A 17,720-nucleotide genomic window follows, 5' to 3' on the forward strand; every position below is an offset into this window, starting at 1 on the left:
ATTCATTGTTGATTCGTCCGTTCCGTCGCGTGCTGAAGCCTGTCGAGGAGGTCGTCCTCCAGCCGGTCGAAGGTGTCCGCGTCGATCTCGCCCGCCTCCAACTGCTCTTCCAGGCGACCGAGTTCGGCGCGGATCACCCCGGGGTCGTAGTACTGCCGCTCGGCGTCGTCCACGACCTGTTCCATCACCCAGAAGGAACCGCGGACCGGGGCGAGCGGCAGCAGTACGAGCTCTTTCACCAGACCTGTCAGACCCATGAGGTCAGTGCCCGGCCGTCTGTGCCGCGTGCGGGGCCGGACCGGGTTCGACGAAGCTGTAAGGCGGCAGCGGTCCGTTGACCCTGAGGTCCAGGTGCGGATGGTCGCCCCGGAGCTTGTCGACCGAGGCGAGGAACTCCTCGGTCTCGTCCCGGGCCACCAGGAAGGAGATATTGGCCAGCCATCCGGAGCTCTCCGGTCCGACGCTCACGGCGGCGGCCGCGCCTTCGAGCTCCTGCTGTATCTCCACCGCATCGGCCGCTTCGCGTGCCTGTACGGCCTGGACGACCATCTCGCCGAGCCTCAGGCGCTGTTCGTACGTGCCGCCCGCCGCTTGCCGGTTGGCCTCGGTGAGGGTGCGAATCTCGGGGTTCTCGCCCATCACGCGGTGCAGTACAGCCTCTTCGTCGTGCGAGGCCTTCACGTTGTACTCGACTTTGCCTTCGAGAGCCTCGAGCCGTTCGGTGTAGTGCTCCGCACGCTCTTCGAGCACCGCGGCCACCGTCTTGTCGTCGGGGGCGGTCGAGCCGAAGCGCATCGGCAGCACGGGGCCGGCCGCGCCTGCCTCGCTCAGGACGTTCTGGTGGGCGAGCAGATCATTGCGCTTGGGCCGCAGATTCTCCGGGGCGTCGCTGACCATCGCCGAGAGCTCGCCGCCGGTGACGATCCGCACGGGGCGTGCGGGATCGCCGATGCCGCTCATGCCGGTAGGCGGGTTCGGGTGCGAACGCCGCACGATTCCATAGATATACGTGGTCACTCCGCTTCCTCCTGCCGCTTGCGGGGAGTGGTCCGCTTGGTGGTGCGCCGCGGTGCCTCCTGGCTCTCCTTGCCTTCCTCGCGTGCCTGGCGGAACGCGTCGGAGATGGTCTCCGCCGCCCCGCTGAGCGCGCCCTTGCTCTTGCCGCGGGCACCGGATTCGGTGATCTCGCCGACGAGATCGGGCAGGCCCGGGCTCTTGCGGGGGCCGGCTTCGAGGTCGAGGCGGTTACAGGCCTCGGCGAAGCGCAGATACGTGTCGACACTGGCAACGACGACCCTGATGTCGATCTTCAGGATCTCGATGCCCACCAGGGAGACACGCACGAACGCATCGATCACGAGGCCGCGGTCGAGCACGAGTTCCAGTACGTCGTACAGGCCACTCGTGCCTCCTGAACCGCCGCTTTGCTGTGCAGGGACAACGGTCATGACGGACCGCTCCTCCTCGTCGGTATCGGTGGGACTGACCCGGGTTCAGCGCCGCTGGGCGTCCGCACGGCCGCGTTCGTAGCGGCGGATACGGCGATAGCCCGTGAGCTCGCCCTGTGGGTCGAGCTCGACGGCGTAGCTGGCGAGCAGGCTCATGGTGTCGGGGACGCGGGTGAGTTCGAGCACCTCTACCTCCAGGTGCCAGCCGTCCTCGGTGCGTTCGAAGGCCGATGCGCTCTCGGCCTCCATCCCGGTGAGCTCGGCCAGCTGAAGCATGGCCTCGCGCAGTACGACCATGGGCCGCGGCGCCTGCGGGGCGCCGTTCGAGTCGGCCCCGGAGCCGGATCGGTTTTCCTTACGGGTCCTGCCGGCTTCACTCCTGCCGGTCTCGGTCTTGCTGTTCTGGGTCCTGCTGTTATCGGTCCTGCTGTCTTCCGTCTTTTCGGTTTCGGTCATCACAACCTCCCGCTTCGAGTGACCCGGACACCCTTGGCCAAACCCCTACGCCTCAGCTCACCACCGCGTTCTCCACGAGCAGCCGTACGGCCGCGGCGATCGCGGCCTCGTCGATACCGGCGGACCGCAGCTGTTCACCGGGTGTCGCGGAACCCGGCAGCCCACGGACGGCGAGCCGGACCAGGCGCGGCACCGGTGCGCCGTCGGCGAACGCTTCGGACACCGCGTCGCCCAGGCCGCCCTCGGGCCGGTGGTCCTCGACGGTCAGCAGACAGCCGGTCCGCTCGGCCGCCTCGCGGAGCGTGGCGGTGTCCACCGGCTTGACCGAGTAGAGATCGATCACCCGGCAGGCGATGCCGACCTCCGCCAACTGATCGGCGGCGGCGAGCGCTTCGCGTACGGTCACTCCGGCCGCGACGATCGTGACCCGGTCCGCGTCCGAGGAGCGCAGCACCTTGGAGCCGCCGATGGGGAAGGTCTCGTCCGGCCCGTACAGGACCGGGGTCTCCCCCCGGGTCGTGCGCAGATAGCCGATGCCGGGGCGTTCGGCGAGCGCGGCGACGAGCTGGGCGGTCTGGTTGGCGTCACAGGGGTAGAGCACGGTGGAGCCGTGCACGGAGCGGAACATCGCGAGGTCTTCGAGACCCATCTGCGAGGGCCCGTCCTGCCCGATGGACACACCCGCGTGCGAGCCGGCCAGCTTGATGTCGGAGCCGCTGACCGCCGCCATCCGCACGAAGTCGTGGGCGCGCGTGAGGAAGGCGGCGAACGACGAGGCGTACGGGGTGAATCCGCGGGCCGCGAGTCCGACGGCGGCGGCCACCATCTGCTGTTCGGCGATGTAGCACTCGAAGAACCGCTCCGGATGCTCCTTGGCGAACTGCTCGGTCTTGGTGGAGTCGCTCACCTCCGCGTCGAGCGCCACCACGTCGCCCCGGGCGGAACCCAGTGCGGTCAGTGCCTGTCCGTAGGCGCTGCGCGTGGCGATCTCCTCGCCCTTCTCGTAGCGCGGAAGTTCGAGATGGCCGCTCGGCACGGCATGCAACACCCGGGCGGCGGGCGGCTGTTGGACCTCGAGCCGCAGATCGGTCACACCGCCGAGTTCCGCGATGGCCTCCTCGGGGTGCTTGAGCGGTTTGCCGTGCAGTCCCTCGCGGTCCTCGGCGTCGGCCACGCCCTTGCCCTTCAGCGTGCGGGCGAGCACCGCGGTGGGCCGGCCGAGCGTGGAGCGGGCCTCGGCGAGCGCCCGGTCGATCGCGGCCAGGTCATGGCCGTCGCACTCGACGGTGTGCCAGCCGAAGGCCCGCAGCCGGCGGGCGTAGGCGTCCAGGTCGTGGCCGTGCCGGGTGGGTCCGCGCTGGCCGAGCCGGTTGACGTCGACGATCGCCGTGAGGTTGTCGAGATGTTCGGACCCGGCGTGCTCGGCGGCCTCCCAGATGGAGCCTTCGGCGAGCTCACTGTCGCCGCAGAGCACCCACACGCGATAGCCGACCCGGTCGAGGCGCTTGCCCGCGAGAGCCATGCCGACGCCGATGGGCAGTCCCTGGCCGAGGGAGCCGGTCGCGACCTCCACCCAGGGCAGGGCGCGTGGCGTCGGATGGCCTTCGAGCCGGCTGCCGAGCGTACGGAAGGTCCGCAGCTCGTCGTCGTCGATGAGACCGAGTGCCTTGTACGAGGCGTAGAGCAGCGGCGAGGCATGCCCCTTGGACAGGATGAACCGGTCGTTGCCGGGGTGTTCGGGCCGTTCGAAGTCATGGCGCAGATGGCGGCCGAGCAGCACGGCCATCAGGTCGGCGGCGGACATCGACGAGGTGGCATGCCCCGAGCCCGCGGCGGCGGCGACGCGCACCGAGTCCACCCTCAACTGCTGGGCGATGCGGGTGAGTTCATCGTCGGTCGGCGTGGCCATCAGCTGTCTCCTCGGGTGGTGCGGGCGAGTTCGGGGGATGCGGTGTCGAGGGGCACGGACCAGGAGCGCACCAGGCCCAGCTGGACGGCCTGGCGGGGCAGCACCGCGTCGAGCATCCAGTCGGCGGCGACGCGGACCCGGTTGCCGGGCATCGCGGCGAGGTGGTAGCCGCGGGTGACGGCCGCGGCGGGCAGGCCGGCGAGCGGCAGACCGAGCGGGTTGGCCGCGGCCTTCACCCCGCCGAGGTCGACGGTGAACCCCAGGTCGTGGTGCTTGTACGGCTTGCGGGAGCCGAGCCCGAGCGACGCGGCCACATTGCGGCCGGCCGTCGCGCCCTGCCGCCAGGCGTGCTGGGCGGTCATCGGGGTGTACGAGCCCGGTTTGGTCGCGTCCGGTACGGCGGCCGCGTCCCCGCATGCGAAGACGTCGGGGTGGCCCGGCACCTGGAGGAAAGGGTCGACGACGAGCCGTCCGCGTTCAAGGGGCCGGCCGGTGGCCTCCACCAGCGGGTCGGGGCGTACGCCGACGCACCACATCAGGGTGCGGGTGTCGATGAACTCGCCGTCGTCCAGGAGCACCCCCTGTGCGGTGGCCTCCTTCACGGAGGTCCCGGTGCGGACCTCGACGCCGCGCTGCCCGAGCACCTTGTGCGCGGTCTTCGACAGCCGTGGGTCGAGCTCCGGCAGCACCCGCGGCGCGAGGTCGAGCAGCATCCAGCGGGCGCCGAGGCCGGGGTGGCGGCGCAGCAGCGAGTCGGTGAACAGCTTGCCGTGGGCCGCGATCTCGGTCCCGGTGTAGCCGGCGCCGACGACCACGAACGTGGTGCGGGCGGGATCCCTGTCGTTCGCGGCCAGTTCGGTCTGGCGGATCACGTGGTCGCGCAGGTACAGCGCCTCGGGCATCCCGCGGAAGCCGTGCGCGTGCTCGGTCACCCCGGGCACGGGCAGCAGCTTGTTGACGCTGCCGACGGCGAGCACGAGGCGGTCGTAGGAGAGGGTCCCGGCGCGGCCTTCGGGGTCGCGGTAGGAGACGCTGCGCCCTTCGAGGTCGAGGCCGACGGCCTCGCCGAGTACATGGCGTACGCGTGGCAGCGTGCCCGAGAGCGAGACGGTGACCCGGCGCGGCTCCAGGACACCCGAGGCGACCTGCGGCAGCAGCGGCAGATAGAGGAAATAGTCGGTCGGGTTGAGCAGGACCACTTCGGCACGGTCGCGGACCGCCCGGGACAGGGTGCGGGCGGCCCGGTATCCGGCGAAGCCGGCCCCGACGATCACGATGCGGGTACGGCTCACGATGGTTCAGCCTCCGGCTGCGGTCGGGGAGCGTCCGGGTGCCCTGCGGCCGGTCCGCCAAACGTTTCCGTACGGCGCCCCGGGTTACCCGGCCCGCACCTCCCCACCTCGCGCGAGAGCCGGTTTGCGATGAAGAACACAGTGCCCCTTCGAACACCGGCGGCCGGCGCCTACACCGTGCCCACCGACGCCCCCGAGGCGGATGGAATCCACAGCTGGGACACCACTTCCGTGGTGGTGGTCGAGATCGGCGCCGGGGACGCCACCGGCACCGGCTGGACCTATGCGCCCGCGATCGCCGCCGATGTCGTACGGGAGCTGCTCGCCCCGGTCGTCACCGGCCTCGACGCCCTGGACATCCCGGCGGTGCACGAGGCGATGCGCGGCGCCCTGGGCGAGGCGGGGCCGGGCGGGCTCACCGCCTGCGCTCTGTCGGCCCTCGACATCGCCCTGTGGGACCTGAAGGCGCGGCTCCTGGAACTTCCGCTGCCGCGGCTGCTCGGCGCCGCACACGACACGGTGCCGGTGTACGGCAGCGGCGGCTTCACCACGTACCACGACACGCATCTGGCCGCCCAGCTCGGCGGCTGGGTGCACGGGCAGCGCATCCCCCGGGTGAAGATCCGCATCGGCGAGTGCGGCGGCCGCGCCGTGCTCCGGGATCTCGCCCGGGTGCGCGCGGCCCGCCAAGTCATCGGGCCGCGGACGGAGTTGTACGTGCCCGCGGGCGGCGCGTACACCCGCAAGCAGGCCGTGCGCGTCGGGCACGCGCTCGCCGAGCTCGAGGTCGGCTGGTTCGAGGCGCCCGTACCGCGCGAGGGTCCGGCCGGGCTCGGTCTCGTACGCGACCGCGCGGTCTGCGATATCACCGCCGGCGGGCACGCGGACGACCTGGCCGAACTCGCCTGTACGGCAGGGCTCGTGGACTGTCTGCAGGCCGACGCCACCCGGGTCGGCGGTCTCACGGCCTGGCTGCGCGCGGCCGCCCTGGCCCAGGCGCACGGACTGGAGATCTCCGCGTACGGTGCGCCGCACGCTCATGCGGCGGCCGCCGCGTCCGTGCCGAACCTGCGGCACATCGAGTGGTTCCACGACCACGTACGGGTCGAGTCGATGTTCTTCGTCGGAGTCCTCGATCCGACCGGCGGCGTAGTGCGCCCGGACGGCGGGCTCCGGCACGGGCTGCACCTGCGGGCGGAGGAGATCGAGGAGTACCGGGTGGCGTAGGGCGGGTATCGCGGGGTGCGGGTATTGCGGGGTGCGGGGGGCATCGCGGGGTGCGGGGCCAGTACGCGTGGCGTATGCGGTGGCCGCCGTGCGAGCCTCTGCCGCATGGAGAGCGCAGAGGTGCTGCTGATCGGCGGCCGTTCCGGGGCCGGCAAGTCATCCGTCGGATACGAGGTGTCGGCGCTGCTGCGGGCGGCGTCGGTGGCGCACGCCCTGATCGAGGGCGATGTCCTCGACCACATCCATCCGGCGCCGCCGGGTGATCCGGACCGCTCCGGGATCACCGGGCGCAATCTGGCCGCGCTGTGGGCGAACTACGCGGAGCTCGGCTGCCGGCGGCTGATCTACACGAACACGGCCGCCGTCCTCGACGGTGAACAGTGGCTGTTCGAGGGGGCGTTGGGCCGGGACGTCCGCATGCACCACGTGCTGCTCACCGCCTCCGACGAGACGGCGGCGGCCCGCCTTCGTGCGCGTGAACGCGGCTCCGAACTCGAGCGGCAGCTCAGGCGCAGCGCCCATATGGCGCGGCGGCTCGATGAGCACGCCGCGCCAGGGACGGTGCGGGTCGCCACCGACAACAGATCGGTGACTCACGTGGCCCGGGAGGTCATCGCCGCGACCGGCTGGTGACCTCCTGCCGCCACGTGGTGATCAGCGCTGCTGACCGGGCGGCGGGCCGGGGTTGGGAGTCCGCGGCTCCAGCGGGGGCTCGGTGGGCGGGGGCCCGACCGGCGGCACGGGGGCGCCGGCGGGAGGTGTGGCCGGCGGGAACCCGGGGGCCGGGGTTGTTTCGGGCGCCCGGGGCTCACGGCCCTCGGACGATTCGGGAGCCATTCCCTCGTACGCCCGGGTCCGTTCGGACATGGCGGCCTCCTGCGCCCGGGCCTCGTTCTCGCCCTCGTGCGGCTTGGGGGCCGGGTGCGGCCGGGCCGCGTTGCGCAGCGCGTAGGCCGCGCCGGCCAGGAGCACACCCATGATCAGGGCGGCGGCCCAGTCCGGCAGACCGATCGCGATCACCAGGCCGAGGGCGAGCGCACAGGCGGCGCCGGCGTACAGCGCGACGGCGCCCGATGCCGCGTACAGCGAGGCCGTGCGCCGCTGCTTGAGCGTCTGCTTGCGCAGTTCGTCACGGAGCTCGGCATGCAGTTGCTCACGCACCGTGTCGCGGACGACCTGGGCGAGGGTGTCGCTGATGGCCTTCTCCGTCGGGTCCGTAAATGTGCGTCCAGTGCGTTCCATGGCGGCCGGGTACCCCTGTGCCCGGGCGCCTAACTCCAGTGCGTTCCGCGGAAACGATCTCCCGGCCGCCGGACCCCAACTACCCTCGGTGCCATGGAGATTCTGGGGACCACGCTGCGGATCTGCGTCGAGGATCTGGACACCTCGGTGGCCTTCTACGAGCGGCTCGCGGGCACCAGGGCGCTGCGTTTCGAACGGGGCGGGGTACAAGTCGCCGCGGTCGGCTGCTTTCTGCTGATGAGCGGCCCCGAGGCCGAGCTCGAAGTGCTCCGTAAGGTCACCGCGACCATCGCGGTCCCTGACGTGGACGAGGCGCAGCAGGTGCTCGCCGCCTCGGGCGCCCATGTCGTGGCGGGCCCGGTGCCGACCCCGGCGGGCCGCAATCTGATCGCGGTCCATCCGGACGGCACCGTTTTCGAGTACGCGGATCAGCGTTCCGTACGGGGATAGCGGACCCTTCCGGGGGCCGGCCGGTCCGCGGGCCGGCCGGCACACCCGTCAGCCGTCCTCCGCTACGGGCCGCATCCGGAAGTCGTAGCGCGCGGGGACCGGGTCGTCGCTGACGGCTGCCCAGAGTTCGGCGAGCAGCTCTGAGCCCTCGCCCAGATCGGCGACCTCGAATCCCTCCTCGAAGATGCCCCTGGCGCCCTCCTTGTCCCCTTCGGCCAGCAGCAGTCGGGCTTCCAGAAGACGGAACCGTCCCCGAGTGCGGGTGGCCGGACGCAGCCCGTCCCACACCGCGCGCGCCTGGGCCGGGCGTCCCGCGGCGATCAGGGTCTCGATGGCCTCCCGGCCGAGCGCCGCGCAGGCGGCGGTCCACACCTCGGCCTCGCGGCGTTCGGCGCACAGGTCGGCGAAGGCCTCGGCATAGCGGTCGGCGGCGCGCTGCACCTGGCCCGCCTCACGGTCGGCCACCGCGAGGCAGCGCAGCAACGGCCAGCGGGACGGGGCGAGTTCGAGCCCGCGCTCCCAGCTGCGCACCGCCTGGGCGAAGTCCCCGGCGTGCCACTGGGCGACACCGAGGTGGTATTCGGTGAGCGGCGCGGCGGGCGCGGTCTCCAGCATGTTCCGCCAGGGCGTGGCGACCAGGGTGGGTCCCGGCGGGGTCACCCGGCGCGGTTCGGGATACGAACCGGTGTGAACCAGCTCGATCCAGGGCGCCTGTTCGGCGTCGAGGGTCGATTCGTCGAACGGGGTGCCGGGCAACTTGAGTCCGGCGCGCAGGACTTCGAGCGCTCCCCAGCCCGAGCCCGTGGCGAGCCGCTCCCCCGGTTCGGTGTCGGCGCACCGCCGCCATTTCTCGTACGCCTTGTGCACCTCGGCCCGCGGCAGCGCCTCTTCGAGGCGCGCGGACACCTCCTCGCGCGCCGCTGCCCAATCCGCGCCGTGCACCCGGACGGGGTCGGCGCTCAGCGGACCGTACGCCTCGCACCAGCTGAACTCGCCCTCCGCTTCGAGACGCAGATGTTCCAGCTGGGTCCGGGCGAGTCCGGCCTGGATCTCGGCGTAGCCGGCGGTGCCGGGCTCGGTGAGCCACTCCTGCCAGCGCCGGCCGCCCGCGGAGCCGCCCCAGGTGAAGAGCTTGCGGCCGCGCAGGCGGTCGGTGAAGGTCTGCACGAGTCCGTGGCCGTGCTCGTCGAGCGCGGTGATCCAGCGGCGCGCGTCCTCGGGCAGGTCGTAGAAGTAGTCCGCGGGATGAGGGCTGTTGAGGGGGTACGTGCGGTCGGAGCCCTCGAGGTACGGGACCGGCACGCGGTGCAGGGCGCGCTCGTAGCCGTAGTGCCAGGTCTCTTCGGCGGGGGCGAGGACCCGGCGTTCCTCGGGGACCGCGGTGTTGGACCACCAGTAGACGGGCACGGCCTTCTCGTGCGGATTGCGGATCCGGACGCCCACGTACAGGAAATCCGAGTCCTCGGGCAGCCAGAGGTCGACCTGGAACGGGGTGTCGCGCAGCCGCTCCCACTCCCACAGGCGCAGCATCGCGGTGCCGTCGGGGGCCTCCACGCGGGCGGCGTGGACCGGGGCGCAGGACAGGGTGGTGTGGCCGGTGGCGCCGATGTTCCACTCGATGCCGCCGGAGAACCACGCCCCGTTGAGCGCGAAGGACGCGGGCTGGAACACCGGGTTGGTGTAGAGGAGTTCACGGCCGGTGGGCTTGTGGCGCAGGGAGTGGATCCGGCCGCCGAGCCCCGGCAGCACGGTGACCTCGAGCCGGGAGTTCTCCAGGATCAGGGTGTCGAGGGTGAGGTCGGCGCGGGTGCGGTCGTAGCCGTCGGCTATCGCTGTGGGCAGGATGCTGCGCAGCGGCCGGTAGCCGAGCTGGCGCCGCATGTCGAGCGGGAGCGACTCCCGCAGCCGCTCGTCGACAGAGACGGAGTGGACTCCGGTCGGCGGGCAGAGGGCGGGCAGCGGATTCGCCAGGCCCAAGGGGGCGCCGGGCAGGTTCAGTTCGGCACGTCGGATCGTCGTCACCTGACCATGGAACCCGCTGACCGCACAGGTGACCAGGGGACCTTCGGGTCAGGATTGCGCAAAGCCGACCGGTGCGTCATGACGACAAGCGACCTGCGCGTCAGGACGTCGAGCCGATCCGGTGCGTCATGGCGCGGAGCCCATCAGCGCCTCGACCACGAGGTCGGTCAGGAGCGCGCCCGCGGAGCCGTCGGGGTCGAGGTCCGGATCGTAGATCGTGATGTTGAGGCCGACGCAGTGGTCGGAGGCCGCCAAGGTGGCGAGCAGGGTGCGCAGTTCGTCCGGCTGGAGCCCGTCGGGGTCGGGTGCGTCGACGGCGGGCATGACCTCCGGGTCGAGGCTGTCCGCGTCCAAGTGCACCCAGAACCCATCGAGTTCGGTGATCTCGAGGGATTTCCGTACAGCGCCCGCGATGTCCGCCGGGCCCCACTCGCGGATCTCGCCGACGCTCGCATGAGGAATCCTGAGCGCCCGCAGTTCGTCGCGCTGCGGATCGTTGTCGCGGATGCCGAGGAGCCGTACGTCCTCGTCCTTGAGATACGGCCGCAGGCCCTCCAGATCGGTCAGGTCGCCCTGGCCCCGCCCGGTGGCGAGCGCCAGTTCCTCGCCGCCGGCCGCGCCGACCTGCTCCGAGTTGCCCGGGTGCCGGAAGTCGGTCGAGCCGTCGATCGCCGCGAGCGCGTAGCGGCCGATACGGCGCATGGCCAGCGAGGCGCCCAGCTGGATCGAGCAGTCACCGCCGAGCACGACGGGGAAGTCCCCGGCCCGCAGATGACGCTCGATCCGGTCGGCGAGCTTGACGGTGTACGACGCGAGGGCCGCGGCGTTGAAGACCCCGTCGCCCTCCTGCCAGTCGCCGCGGTCGTAGCGGGGCGGGAGCACGACACCGCCCTCGAACGCGCCGAGCCGTTGCACGATCCGCTGCTCCCTCAGCGCGCCGGCCAGTTTGTAGACGCCGGGTACGGTGCCGGGGGCCGGTGGGCGAAGTCCCAGGTTGGACGGGGCGTCGAGGACCACGATGCGTCGCATGGGTTCATCCTCGGACAACGGGGACGGCCCCTCAAGGGGACGCCCACGCTCTTCCGGGATCAGGCGGATCCGGTCACCCGGCGGCGAGCTCCACCACCGCAAGTGCCCCCGCCGGGTGCACGGCGACCAGCTTGAGGCCCGACTCCCCCGCCAGCTCGGCCAGTTGGGCCGCGGTGCGTTCCTTGCCCGCGAAGAAAACCAGCATCCGCAGATCCATTTCGGTACGGACCCGCTCCCCGTCGCCGCCGATCTTCTCGATCACGAAGACCCGGCCCGTACTGCCCGCCGCCTCCGCGCAGCGGCGCAGGATCGCGAGGGTGGAGGTGTCGTCCCAGTCGTGGAGGATCGACGAGAGCAGGTAACCGCCATATCCCGTGGGGAGTTTGTCGAAGAAGCTGCCCTCGATCGCGTCGGCCCGCCCCTTGAGCCGCTCGGCGGTGAACCGTATCCGGGCCGACTCGGCGGTGCGGTCCCGGTCGAGCACGCTGCCGTGCAGGTCGGGATGGGCCTTGAGGAGCGCGGTGAGCAGCGCGCCGTTGCCGCCGCCGACATCGAGCACGCGCCCCAGCGCGGCCCAGTCGTAGGCGGCCGCGACCGCCGGTCCTTCGGTGCCGATGTCCCGGCTCATATGGGCGTCGAAACGTTCCTGGCGCTCCGGCGTGGTGGCGAGGTCGTCCCAGAACGACGCCCCGTACCTGAGCGGAAACCCGGGCAGCCCGGTCCGTACGGAATGCAGCAGTTCCACCAGGGACAGGTCCGCGCGGCCCACCGGGGAGGCCATGTCGAGCCAGGGGTGCAGGTCCGAGGGGTGGGCGGAGTGCAGGGGGGCGCCGAGTGCGGTGAGCGCGTAGCGGCCCTCGGCGTCGCGGTCGAGGACGCCCTTGGCGGCGAGATGGGCGAGCATCCGCTCCAGGGCGCCGGCGTCGGCGCCCACGATGGCGGCCAGTTCGCGTGCGGTGCGCGGCCCGTCGTCGAGGGACTCCCCGATCCTCAGCGTCGCGGCCGCGCGGATGGCCATGGGGGTGGCCAGGTCGGCCAGGTCGGCGAGTCCGAGCGGCGGGAGCGGGGCCGGGCGGTCCGCTGCGTGTTCCGGAGTCGCGGGCGGTTTCGTGGTGGTGGCGGGCGGGCCGGTGTCGTCGGAGGGACCCTCGGTCCCGCTGCCCGGAATGTCCGCAGTCATGGCGCGTCCTCTCCCCAGCTCCCCCGGGCCCTCTCTCCGGCGACGCGTGCGGTGGCGTGCGCTACCGGACCATGTCCCGCGTGAGGGCCCACCGCTCATGGTCGCGCCACGCCCCGTCGATGTACAAGAAGTCCGGCGAGAACCCCTCGAGGCGGAATCCGCAGCGGCGGGCCAGCGCGATCGAAGCGGCGTTGCGCGGCTGGACGTTGATCTCGAGGCGGTGCAGGGCGAGCGCGGGCCCGAAGGCGTACGCGATGACGAGCCGCAGGCCTTCGGTCATCAGCCCCTTGCCGGCGGCGTGGGCGAAGGCCCCGTAGCCGAGCGCGCCGCTGAGGAAGGCGCCCTTGACGATGTTGTTGATGTTGACGTACCCGGCGATCCGACCGCTGTCGCGCTCGCAGACGAGGAACCCGGCCCGCGAGGAGTCCTCGATCAGCCGCTCCGCGTACACCGCGTACTGCTCGGCCGTGACCGGTGGCGCGAGCCACGGGTGGTGCAGTTCGCGGCCGGCGCGGGCGAGCGCGGTGAAGGCCTCGCCGTCGGCGTACGTCAGGTGACGTATGCCGACGCGAGGCCCTGTGGCGAGAAAGGTGGTGCTGTGGGACATGCCCGAACCCTAGAACCCCGGGGACGGGACCACTTCTTGGGGCCGCCGCCCCGGCTACTTCTTCGGGGCAGCCTTGGGACAGGTCTCGGTCTTCTTGACGACACCGATGTTGAGGGCCTGGCCCTCGAGCTCGACGCCGGGCGCCGGCGTCTGGGAGCAGACCTTCCAGTTGAGCGGCCAGAGGATGTTGCGGTTGAAGCCGCTGACGTCGCGGATGTCGACGCGGGTGCGGTAGTCGACCGTCTGGAAGACGTCCATCAGGGCCTTGCCCCGGAAGTCCGGCATCGGCGGACCGGCCGCCGCGGCGGTCGTCACGGTGAGGGCGGTCGTGGCGAGCACCGTGCCGGTGAGCACGGCCGCGCGCTGGATGAGTGTGGTCACTTCCGTCTCCTGATGAGGTAGGCCCCGCACAGGGCACCGATCACGCCGGTGAGCAGCAGCGCCATCCACAGGGGCATGGTCACTTCGGGGATCAGCAGGCGGATCTTGGTGCTGCGGGTGTTCTCGAAAATGAAGATCAGGCCGAGGATGCCGATCGCGGCGACGGTCAGACGTCCGGGTGTCATCAGCCCCTTGGCCTTGCCGCCACTGCCGCTCTTGGAGTTGTTGGAGCTCATGCGGGACCTTCCGTCCGGGGTAACGCCGTCGCCCCCTGAGGTCAGCATGAGCAGGTGGGCGCCGGGGACGCACGCGGCCGGTGCCCCTGCGGGTGGCGCAGTGGGCCTAACGGGTGAGGGCCGGTGGCCGCCGGCACGGGGTTCCGGCTCACTGGGTGTACGGCGCCACCTCGGGAACGGAGACGGTCCATGACGCAGCAGGTCCACCTCGGCCGGGAGAAGGAAACCCTGCTGATGACGCTGTACCTGCGCGCCGTCGACAGCCGGCGTGCGCGGCCCGTCCTCGGTGACCCGTACGCGCAGCGGATCATGGAACAGATCGACTACGACTTCGGGCGGCTGCGCAGCCTTCGGGGTGCCGCGTCCCTGGTCGCCGCCCGTGCCCGGCGCTTCGACGCCTGGACTGCCGGGTTTCTGCACGAACATCCGGACGCTCTGGTGCTGCATCTGGCCTGCGGTCTGGACAGCCGGCCGCTGCGGGTGGCGCGGCCGGCCTCGGCGGTGTGGATCGACGTGGACTATCCGGAGGTGGTCGAGCTGCGCGAGCGTCTGTACGGGCCCGTCGAAGGGGTACGGAGCGTGGGTGCGTCGGTCACGGAGTCCGGGTGGTGGACCGAGGTACCGAGAGACAGGCCGACGATGGTGGTGGCCGAGGGGTTGTTGATGTATCTGCCGCCGGATGATGTCAGCCGCCTCGTCAACCGGGTCGTGGGCACTTTCCCGACGGGGCGGCTGGTCTTCGACGCCGTGGCTCCCTGGGTACGGTCCGTCTCGGGGCTCCACCCGACGCTGCGCCGCGCGGACACGCGCTTCCGCTGGGCGCTGCACTCCCCGACGGCCTTCGCCCGCGCGCACCCGCCGCTACGCCTGCTGAGCGACCTCCCGGCCCTGGACGAGATCGGCCGCACCCGGCACGGCACGGCCTCCCGTACCGTGCTGCGGAATCTGGCCCGGGTACCAGGGCTGGGCGATGCGGTGCGCTTCCTGCGCTACGGGTTCGCCATCACGTCGTAACGGCTCGACTCCCCGCACCCACTCTGCCCATCCGCCCACTTCACCAGGCTCCCCCGGCCTCCTCCCGACTCCCTGCCCCGGCCCACCCCGTCCCCGGCCCACCCGGCCCCGGGCCCTCCGGCCCCAGCTCGTCCGGCCCCAGCTCACGCGGCCCCAGCTCACCGCAACGCCGGTACCTCCAGCCGGAGTTCCGCCATCCCCGGGCCTGGACCCGTACCCGGCCCCGGGCTCGCCTCCGTATCCGTATCGGCATCCGCGCCCACACCCACCCCCTCTCCCGCATCCAGCACGGCCGGCACCCCGAACGGCACCGTCAGGGCTCCGTCGCAGTGGCCGAAGCCGAACTCCTCGACCACCGGTACGCCAAGGTCCCCGAGCCGGTCGGCGAACACGGCGCGCACCTCTTCGTACGGTCCGCACTCCTCCCAGGAGCCGAGCAGCACGCCGGCCACCCCGTCCAGCCAGCCACTGCGCAGGAGTTGGGTGAGGAGCCGGTCGATGCGGTAGTCCTCCTCGTCGATGTCCTCGACGCACAGCAGTCCGCCGCGCGCGGACGGCCGGGCGTACGGAGTGCCGAGATCGGCGGCGAGCAGCGCCAGACAGCCCCCGAGGGTGACTCCTCGGGCGCGGCCCGGTACCAGCGCACGGCCGCCCGCGATCGTCTGCACCGTCTCCGGCGCGAACAGCGTGGCCTTCAAGTGCTCCTGTGCACGGGCGTTCTTGAGGAAGTCGGCGGCCGCCGTCATCGGCCCGTGCAGCGTGACAAGACCGAGCCGCGCCGCGAACGCCTCGTGCAGCGCCGTGATGTCGCTGTACCCCACGAACACCTTCGGCCCGGCCGCCCGCATCGCGTCCCAGTCGAGCAGATCGACCATGCGCTGCACCCCGTAGCCGCCCCGCGCACAGAACACCGCGGCGACGGCGGGGTCGCACCAGGCCGCCTGGAGATCCGCGGCCCGGTCGCGGTCGTCCCCGGCCAGGTAGCTCAACTTCGGGTGAGCGGCCAGGACATGGGGCGCCACCACCGGGTCGAGGTCCCAGCCGCGCAGAATGTCCAGGCCCGCCTCGAGCCGCTCCTCGGGTACGGGCCCGCTGGGCGCGACGACGGCGACGCGCGCGCCGGGCGCGAGCCTCCGCGGCCGGGTGAGGGGCGCGACGCCCCGGGTCGGCCCCGGGTCGTCCCAGCCGCTCACCATGCTCTCCCCGTCCCGCCTCATTTGCTCAGCTCCAACGTCGCGATGCCGGGCGGGTTGAGTCCGAACACCTGGGCGTACAAGGACAGTTCCGCCTCGAGCGCCCTGATCATGGTCTCGGCGCGACGGAAGCCGTGCCCCTCGCCTTCGAAGGCGATGTAGGCGTGGGGGATCCTCCGGCCGGCCATCCGCGTCAGGAAACGCTCCGCCTGGCTCGGCGGACAGATCACGTCGTCGAGCCCCTGCAACAGCAGGAAGGGAGCGGTGATGTGCTCGGCCTGCGCGGCGGGCGAACGCTCCACATAGCGGCTGCGGACCTCGGCGATCGGCCCGACGAGCGATTCGAGATAGTGCGACTCGAAGTCATGGGTCTCCCCGGTCGCCCAGCCCTCCAGGTCGAGCACCGGATAGATGATGGTGCCGCACGCGTACACATCGGTGCCGGCGAGCGAAGCGGCCGTCGTCCAGCCGCGCGCGCCCCCGCCGCGGGGGGCGGGGCGGGGCGGGGCGGGGGGGGCCCCCCCCGCGGGCGGGCGGGCGACCGCCGCACAGTCCTCGACGTCGACCACACCCCACTGCTCCCGCAGCCGTTCACGGTAGGCGCGGCCGTAGCCCGTCGAGCCGCTGTAGTTCACCTCGGCTACGCCGATGCCTCGTGAGGTGAAGTAGGCGATGTCCAGGTCCAGGACGAGCGGTGCGTGCCCGGTCGGTCCGCCGTGCGCCCATACGACGTAGGGCGGCAGGGTGTCGTCGGGGCCTCGGTGACCCGGGTTGTGCGGTGGGTAGATGTGGGCGTGGATGTCCCGGCCCAGCGGTCCGCTGAAGGTGCGGATCTGCGGTTCCGGGTAGTACGCGGGATCCACGGGGTCGTCGTGCGGGGCGCCGATGACGCGCGCGCGGCCCGTGCGGATGTCGAGCTCGACGACCTCCGCGGCGCTGCGCGGACTGGCCCCCGTCCCCACCACGCGGGAGCCGTGCACGGCGAGCGTCGGTGCCCATGCGGTCCAGGGTCCCGCCACATCCACGACATCCGTGGTCTCGGGGTCGAGGATGCCGAGCGAGGTGGTGCCCACACCGTGCACGACGGCCACCGTGCCGTTCTCCAGCGGCGCGAACCACCGCTGCCCGAGCTTCCACAGCGGTCCGGCGAACTCCTCGTCCCGGGGACACAGGGCCGCCACCCTCACGTCCTGGGCCTCCCCCTGGCCGGGCAGCAGTTCACCTCGGTACAGGTTCCACCAGCCGCTGCGGTCCGAAGCGAAGAGCAGCGTCCCGTCGTGCGCCCACTCCGCCTGGGCGATGGACTCCTCGGGTCCGCCGGCCACCACGCGGGCCGCCCCGAACGTGCCGTCCGCCGTCACCTCGGCGACGAGGAGCTCCGTACCGTCCCAGGGCATCCGCGGATGATCCCAGCCGATCCAGGCGGCATGGCGGCCATCGGGCGAGACCCGGGGCGAGGTGACGAACCGGTGGCGTCCGTCGGACAGTTCACGCAGCGCGCCCCGGTCGTCCGCGGCCGAACCGTCGAGCGGCACGGCGACCAGGACCCGCCGCAGATCCTCGGGTCCTTCACCGGTGAACTCCTCGAGCACGCACCACACCTCACCCCGGTCGGCGCGGATCTGCGGATCGGCCCAGCGCAGCCCGCCCCCCACCTGCGACACCGGCGTCAGCGGTACGGGCACCGCTCCGGGCTTGTCCGGCTCGTAGGCATGGAGCCGCTGGTCCGCGAACTCGCAGAACACCAGGAGCGGTCCCGAGGAGCCGACCGCCCCGGCCCAGGGGTGTCCGCCGTATTCGATGACACGGGTGCGTACATTCCAGGGCGCGGGCAGCACCGACTCCTCGCGCCCGTCGGCGTGCCGGCGCACCAGGGCGCGGCGGCCCGCCTCGGCCGGGCGCGGCTCGGTCCACCACACCTCGTCGCCGACGAAGCCCACCCACTCCGGCCGGCCGTCGTGCGACGCGGCGAGCGCGGCGTCGATCGGCGAGGGCCAGTCCCCGTATGGCTCGGTACGCACCATCTCCCCCATT

Annotated in this window: 19 protein-coding genes; 4 read left to right on the top strand and 15 right to left on the bottom strand. The window is 72.0% G+C overall.

Annotation, left to right across the window (positions count from 1 at the left end; genetic code table 11):
- Nucleotides 1-2 precede the first annotated feature (2 nt).
- The 6 genes from JAO81_RS03125 to JAO81_RS03150 are packed head-to-tail and all read right to left on the bottom strand — an operon-like array spanning nt 3 to nt 5,105.
- Nucleotides 3-257, bottom strand: coding sequence for a gas vesicle protein GvpG (locus tag JAO81_RS03125; protein WP_199546167.1), 255 nt, complete (start codon nt 255-257; stop codon nt 3-5).
- Between the two features lie 4 nt (nt 258-261).
- Nucleotides 262-1,017 (bottom strand): GvpL/GvpF family gas vesicle protein, encoded by a 756-nt coding sequence (locus JAO81_RS03130; RefSeq protein WP_199546168.1) that lies wholly within the window; start codon nt 1,015-1,017, stop codon nt 262-264.
- Nucleotides 1,014-1,448, bottom strand: a complete 435-nt coding sequence (locus tag JAO81_RS03135; RefSeq protein ID WP_199546169.1) for a gas vesicle structural protein GvpA — start codon at nt 1,446-1,448, stop codon at nt 1,014-1,016. Before JAO81_RS03135 ends, JAO81_RS03130 begins: the two co-directional genes overlap by 4 nt.
- Nucleotides 1,449-1,493: 45 nt before the next feature.
- A complete protein-coding gene (locus JAO81_RS03140; RefSeq protein ID WP_199546170.1) occupies nt 1,494-1,904 on the bottom strand; it encodes a gas vesicle protein in 411 nt (136 codons plus the stop codon).
- A 52-nt stretch (nt 1,905-1,956) separates the two neighbouring features.
- The gene (locus JAO81_RS03145; RefSeq protein WP_199546171.1) at nt 1,957-3,813 is read right to left on the bottom strand and encodes a transketolase; all 1,857 of its coding nucleotides are present in this window, start codon (nt 3,811-3,813) and stop codon (nt 1,957-1,959) included.
- On the bottom strand, nt 3,813-5,105 hold the full coding sequence (locus tag JAO81_RS03150) for an NAD(P)/FAD-dependent oxidoreductase (RefSeq protein WP_199546172.1): 1,293 nt from the start codon (nt 5,103-5,105) through the stop codon (nt 3,813-3,815). Before JAO81_RS03150 ends, JAO81_RS03145 begins: the two co-directional genes overlap by 1 nt.
- A 141-nt stretch (nt 5,106-5,246) precedes the next feature.
- Here JAO81_RS03150 and JAO81_RS03155 point away from each other — a divergent pair, with 141 nt between their 5' ends.
- Nucleotides 5,247-6,332 (top strand): enolase C-terminal domain-like protein, encoded by a 1,086-nt coding sequence (locus JAO81_RS03155; protein ID WP_307813119.1) that lies wholly within the window; start codon nt 5,247-5,249, stop codon nt 6,330-6,332.
- 105 nt (nt 6,333-6,437) lie between these two features.
- Nucleotides 6,438-6,965, top strand: coding sequence for a hypothetical protein (locus JAO81_RS03160; protein ID WP_199546174.1), 528 nt, complete (start codon nt 6,438-6,440; stop codon nt 6,963-6,965).
- 21 nt (nt 6,966-6,986) lie between these two features.
- On the opposite strand, the gene JAO81_RS03165 is transcribed toward JAO81_RS03160, so the two are convergent.
- On the bottom strand, nt 6,987-7,574 hold the full coding sequence (locus JAO81_RS03165; protein WP_199546175.1) for a phage holin family protein: 588 nt from the start codon (nt 7,572-7,574) through the stop codon (nt 6,987-6,989).
- A 93-nt stretch (nt 7,575-7,667) separates the two neighbouring features.
- Here JAO81_RS03165 and JAO81_RS03170 point away from each other — a divergent pair, with 93 nt between their 5' ends.
- Entirely contained in the window at nt 7,668-8,024 is a 357-nt protein-coding gene (locus JAO81_RS03170) for a VOC family protein (protein WP_199546176.1), read from the top strand.
- Between the two features lie 48 nt (nt 8,025-8,072).
- On the opposite strand, the gene JAO81_RS03175 is transcribed toward JAO81_RS03170, so the two are convergent.
- The 6 genes from JAO81_RS03175 to JAO81_RS03200 form a co-directional block, all read right to left on the bottom strand.
- Nucleotides 8,073-10,046, bottom strand: a complete 1,974-nt coding sequence (locus JAO81_RS03175) for a DUF5107 domain-containing protein (protein ID WP_199546177.1) — start codon at nt 10,044-10,046, stop codon at nt 8,073-8,075.
- A 126-nt stretch (nt 10,047-10,172) separates the two neighbouring features.
- On the bottom strand, nt 10,173-11,075 hold the full coding sequence (locus tag JAO81_RS03180) for an arginase family protein (protein WP_199546178.1): 903 nt from the start codon (nt 11,073-11,075) through the stop codon (nt 10,173-10,175).
- A 73-nt stretch (nt 11,076-11,148) separates the two neighbouring features.
- Nucleotides 11,149-12,255, bottom strand: a complete 1,107-nt coding sequence (locus tag JAO81_RS03185; RefSeq protein WP_199546179.1) for a methyltransferase — start codon at nt 12,253-12,255, stop codon at nt 11,149-11,151.
- 61 nt (nt 12,256-12,316) lie between these two features.
- A complete protein-coding gene (locus JAO81_RS03190; RefSeq protein ID WP_199546180.1) occupies nt 12,317-12,862 on the bottom strand; it encodes a GNAT family N-acetyltransferase in 546 nt (181 codons plus the stop codon).
- A 54-nt stretch (nt 12,863-12,916) separates the two neighbouring features.
- Nucleotides 12,917-13,243, bottom strand: a complete 327-nt coding sequence (locus tag JAO81_RS03195; protein WP_233414861.1) for a hypothetical protein — start codon at nt 13,241-13,243, stop codon at nt 12,917-12,919.
- On the bottom strand, nt 13,240-13,479 hold the full coding sequence (locus JAO81_RS03200) for a DUF1049 domain-containing protein (protein ID WP_199546181.1): 240 nt from the start codon (nt 13,477-13,479) through the stop codon (nt 13,240-13,242). The genes JAO81_RS03195 and JAO81_RS03200 overlap by 4 nt, the downstream gene beginning before the upstream one ends.
- Before the next feature lie 189 nt (nt 13,480-13,668).
- Here JAO81_RS03200 and JAO81_RS03205 point away from each other — a divergent pair, with 189 nt between their 5' ends.
- A complete protein-coding gene (locus JAO81_RS03205) occupies nt 13,669-14,493 on the top strand; it encodes a class I SAM-dependent methyltransferase (protein ID WP_199546182.1) in 825 nt (274 codons plus the stop codon).
- Between the two features lie 158 nt (nt 14,494-14,651).
- Here the strand turns inward: JAO81_RS03205 and JAO81_RS03210 are convergent, their stop codons facing one another.
- Both JAO81_RS03210 and JAO81_RS03215 read right to left on the bottom strand, forming a co-directional pair.
- A complete protein-coding gene (locus JAO81_RS03210; RefSeq protein WP_199546286.1) occupies nt 14,652-15,689 on the bottom strand; it encodes an LD-carboxypeptidase in 1,038 nt (345 codons plus the stop codon).
- A 17-nt stretch (nt 15,690-15,706) separates the two neighbouring features.
- Nucleotides 15,707-17,719 carry a prolyl oligopeptidase family serine peptidase gene (locus tag JAO81_RS03215; protein WP_199546183.1) on the bottom strand — a complete coding sequence of 671 codons (2,013 nt, stop codon included), beginning with the start codon at nt 17,717-17,719 and terminating at the stop codon, nt 15,707-15,709.
- Nucleotide 17,720: the final 1 nt, after the last annotated feature.

Source organism: Streptomyces sp. N35 (assembly GCF_016464295.1).
Classification (GTDB): domain Bacteria; phylum Actinomycetota; class Actinomycetes; order Streptomycetales; family Streptomycetaceae; genus Streptomyces.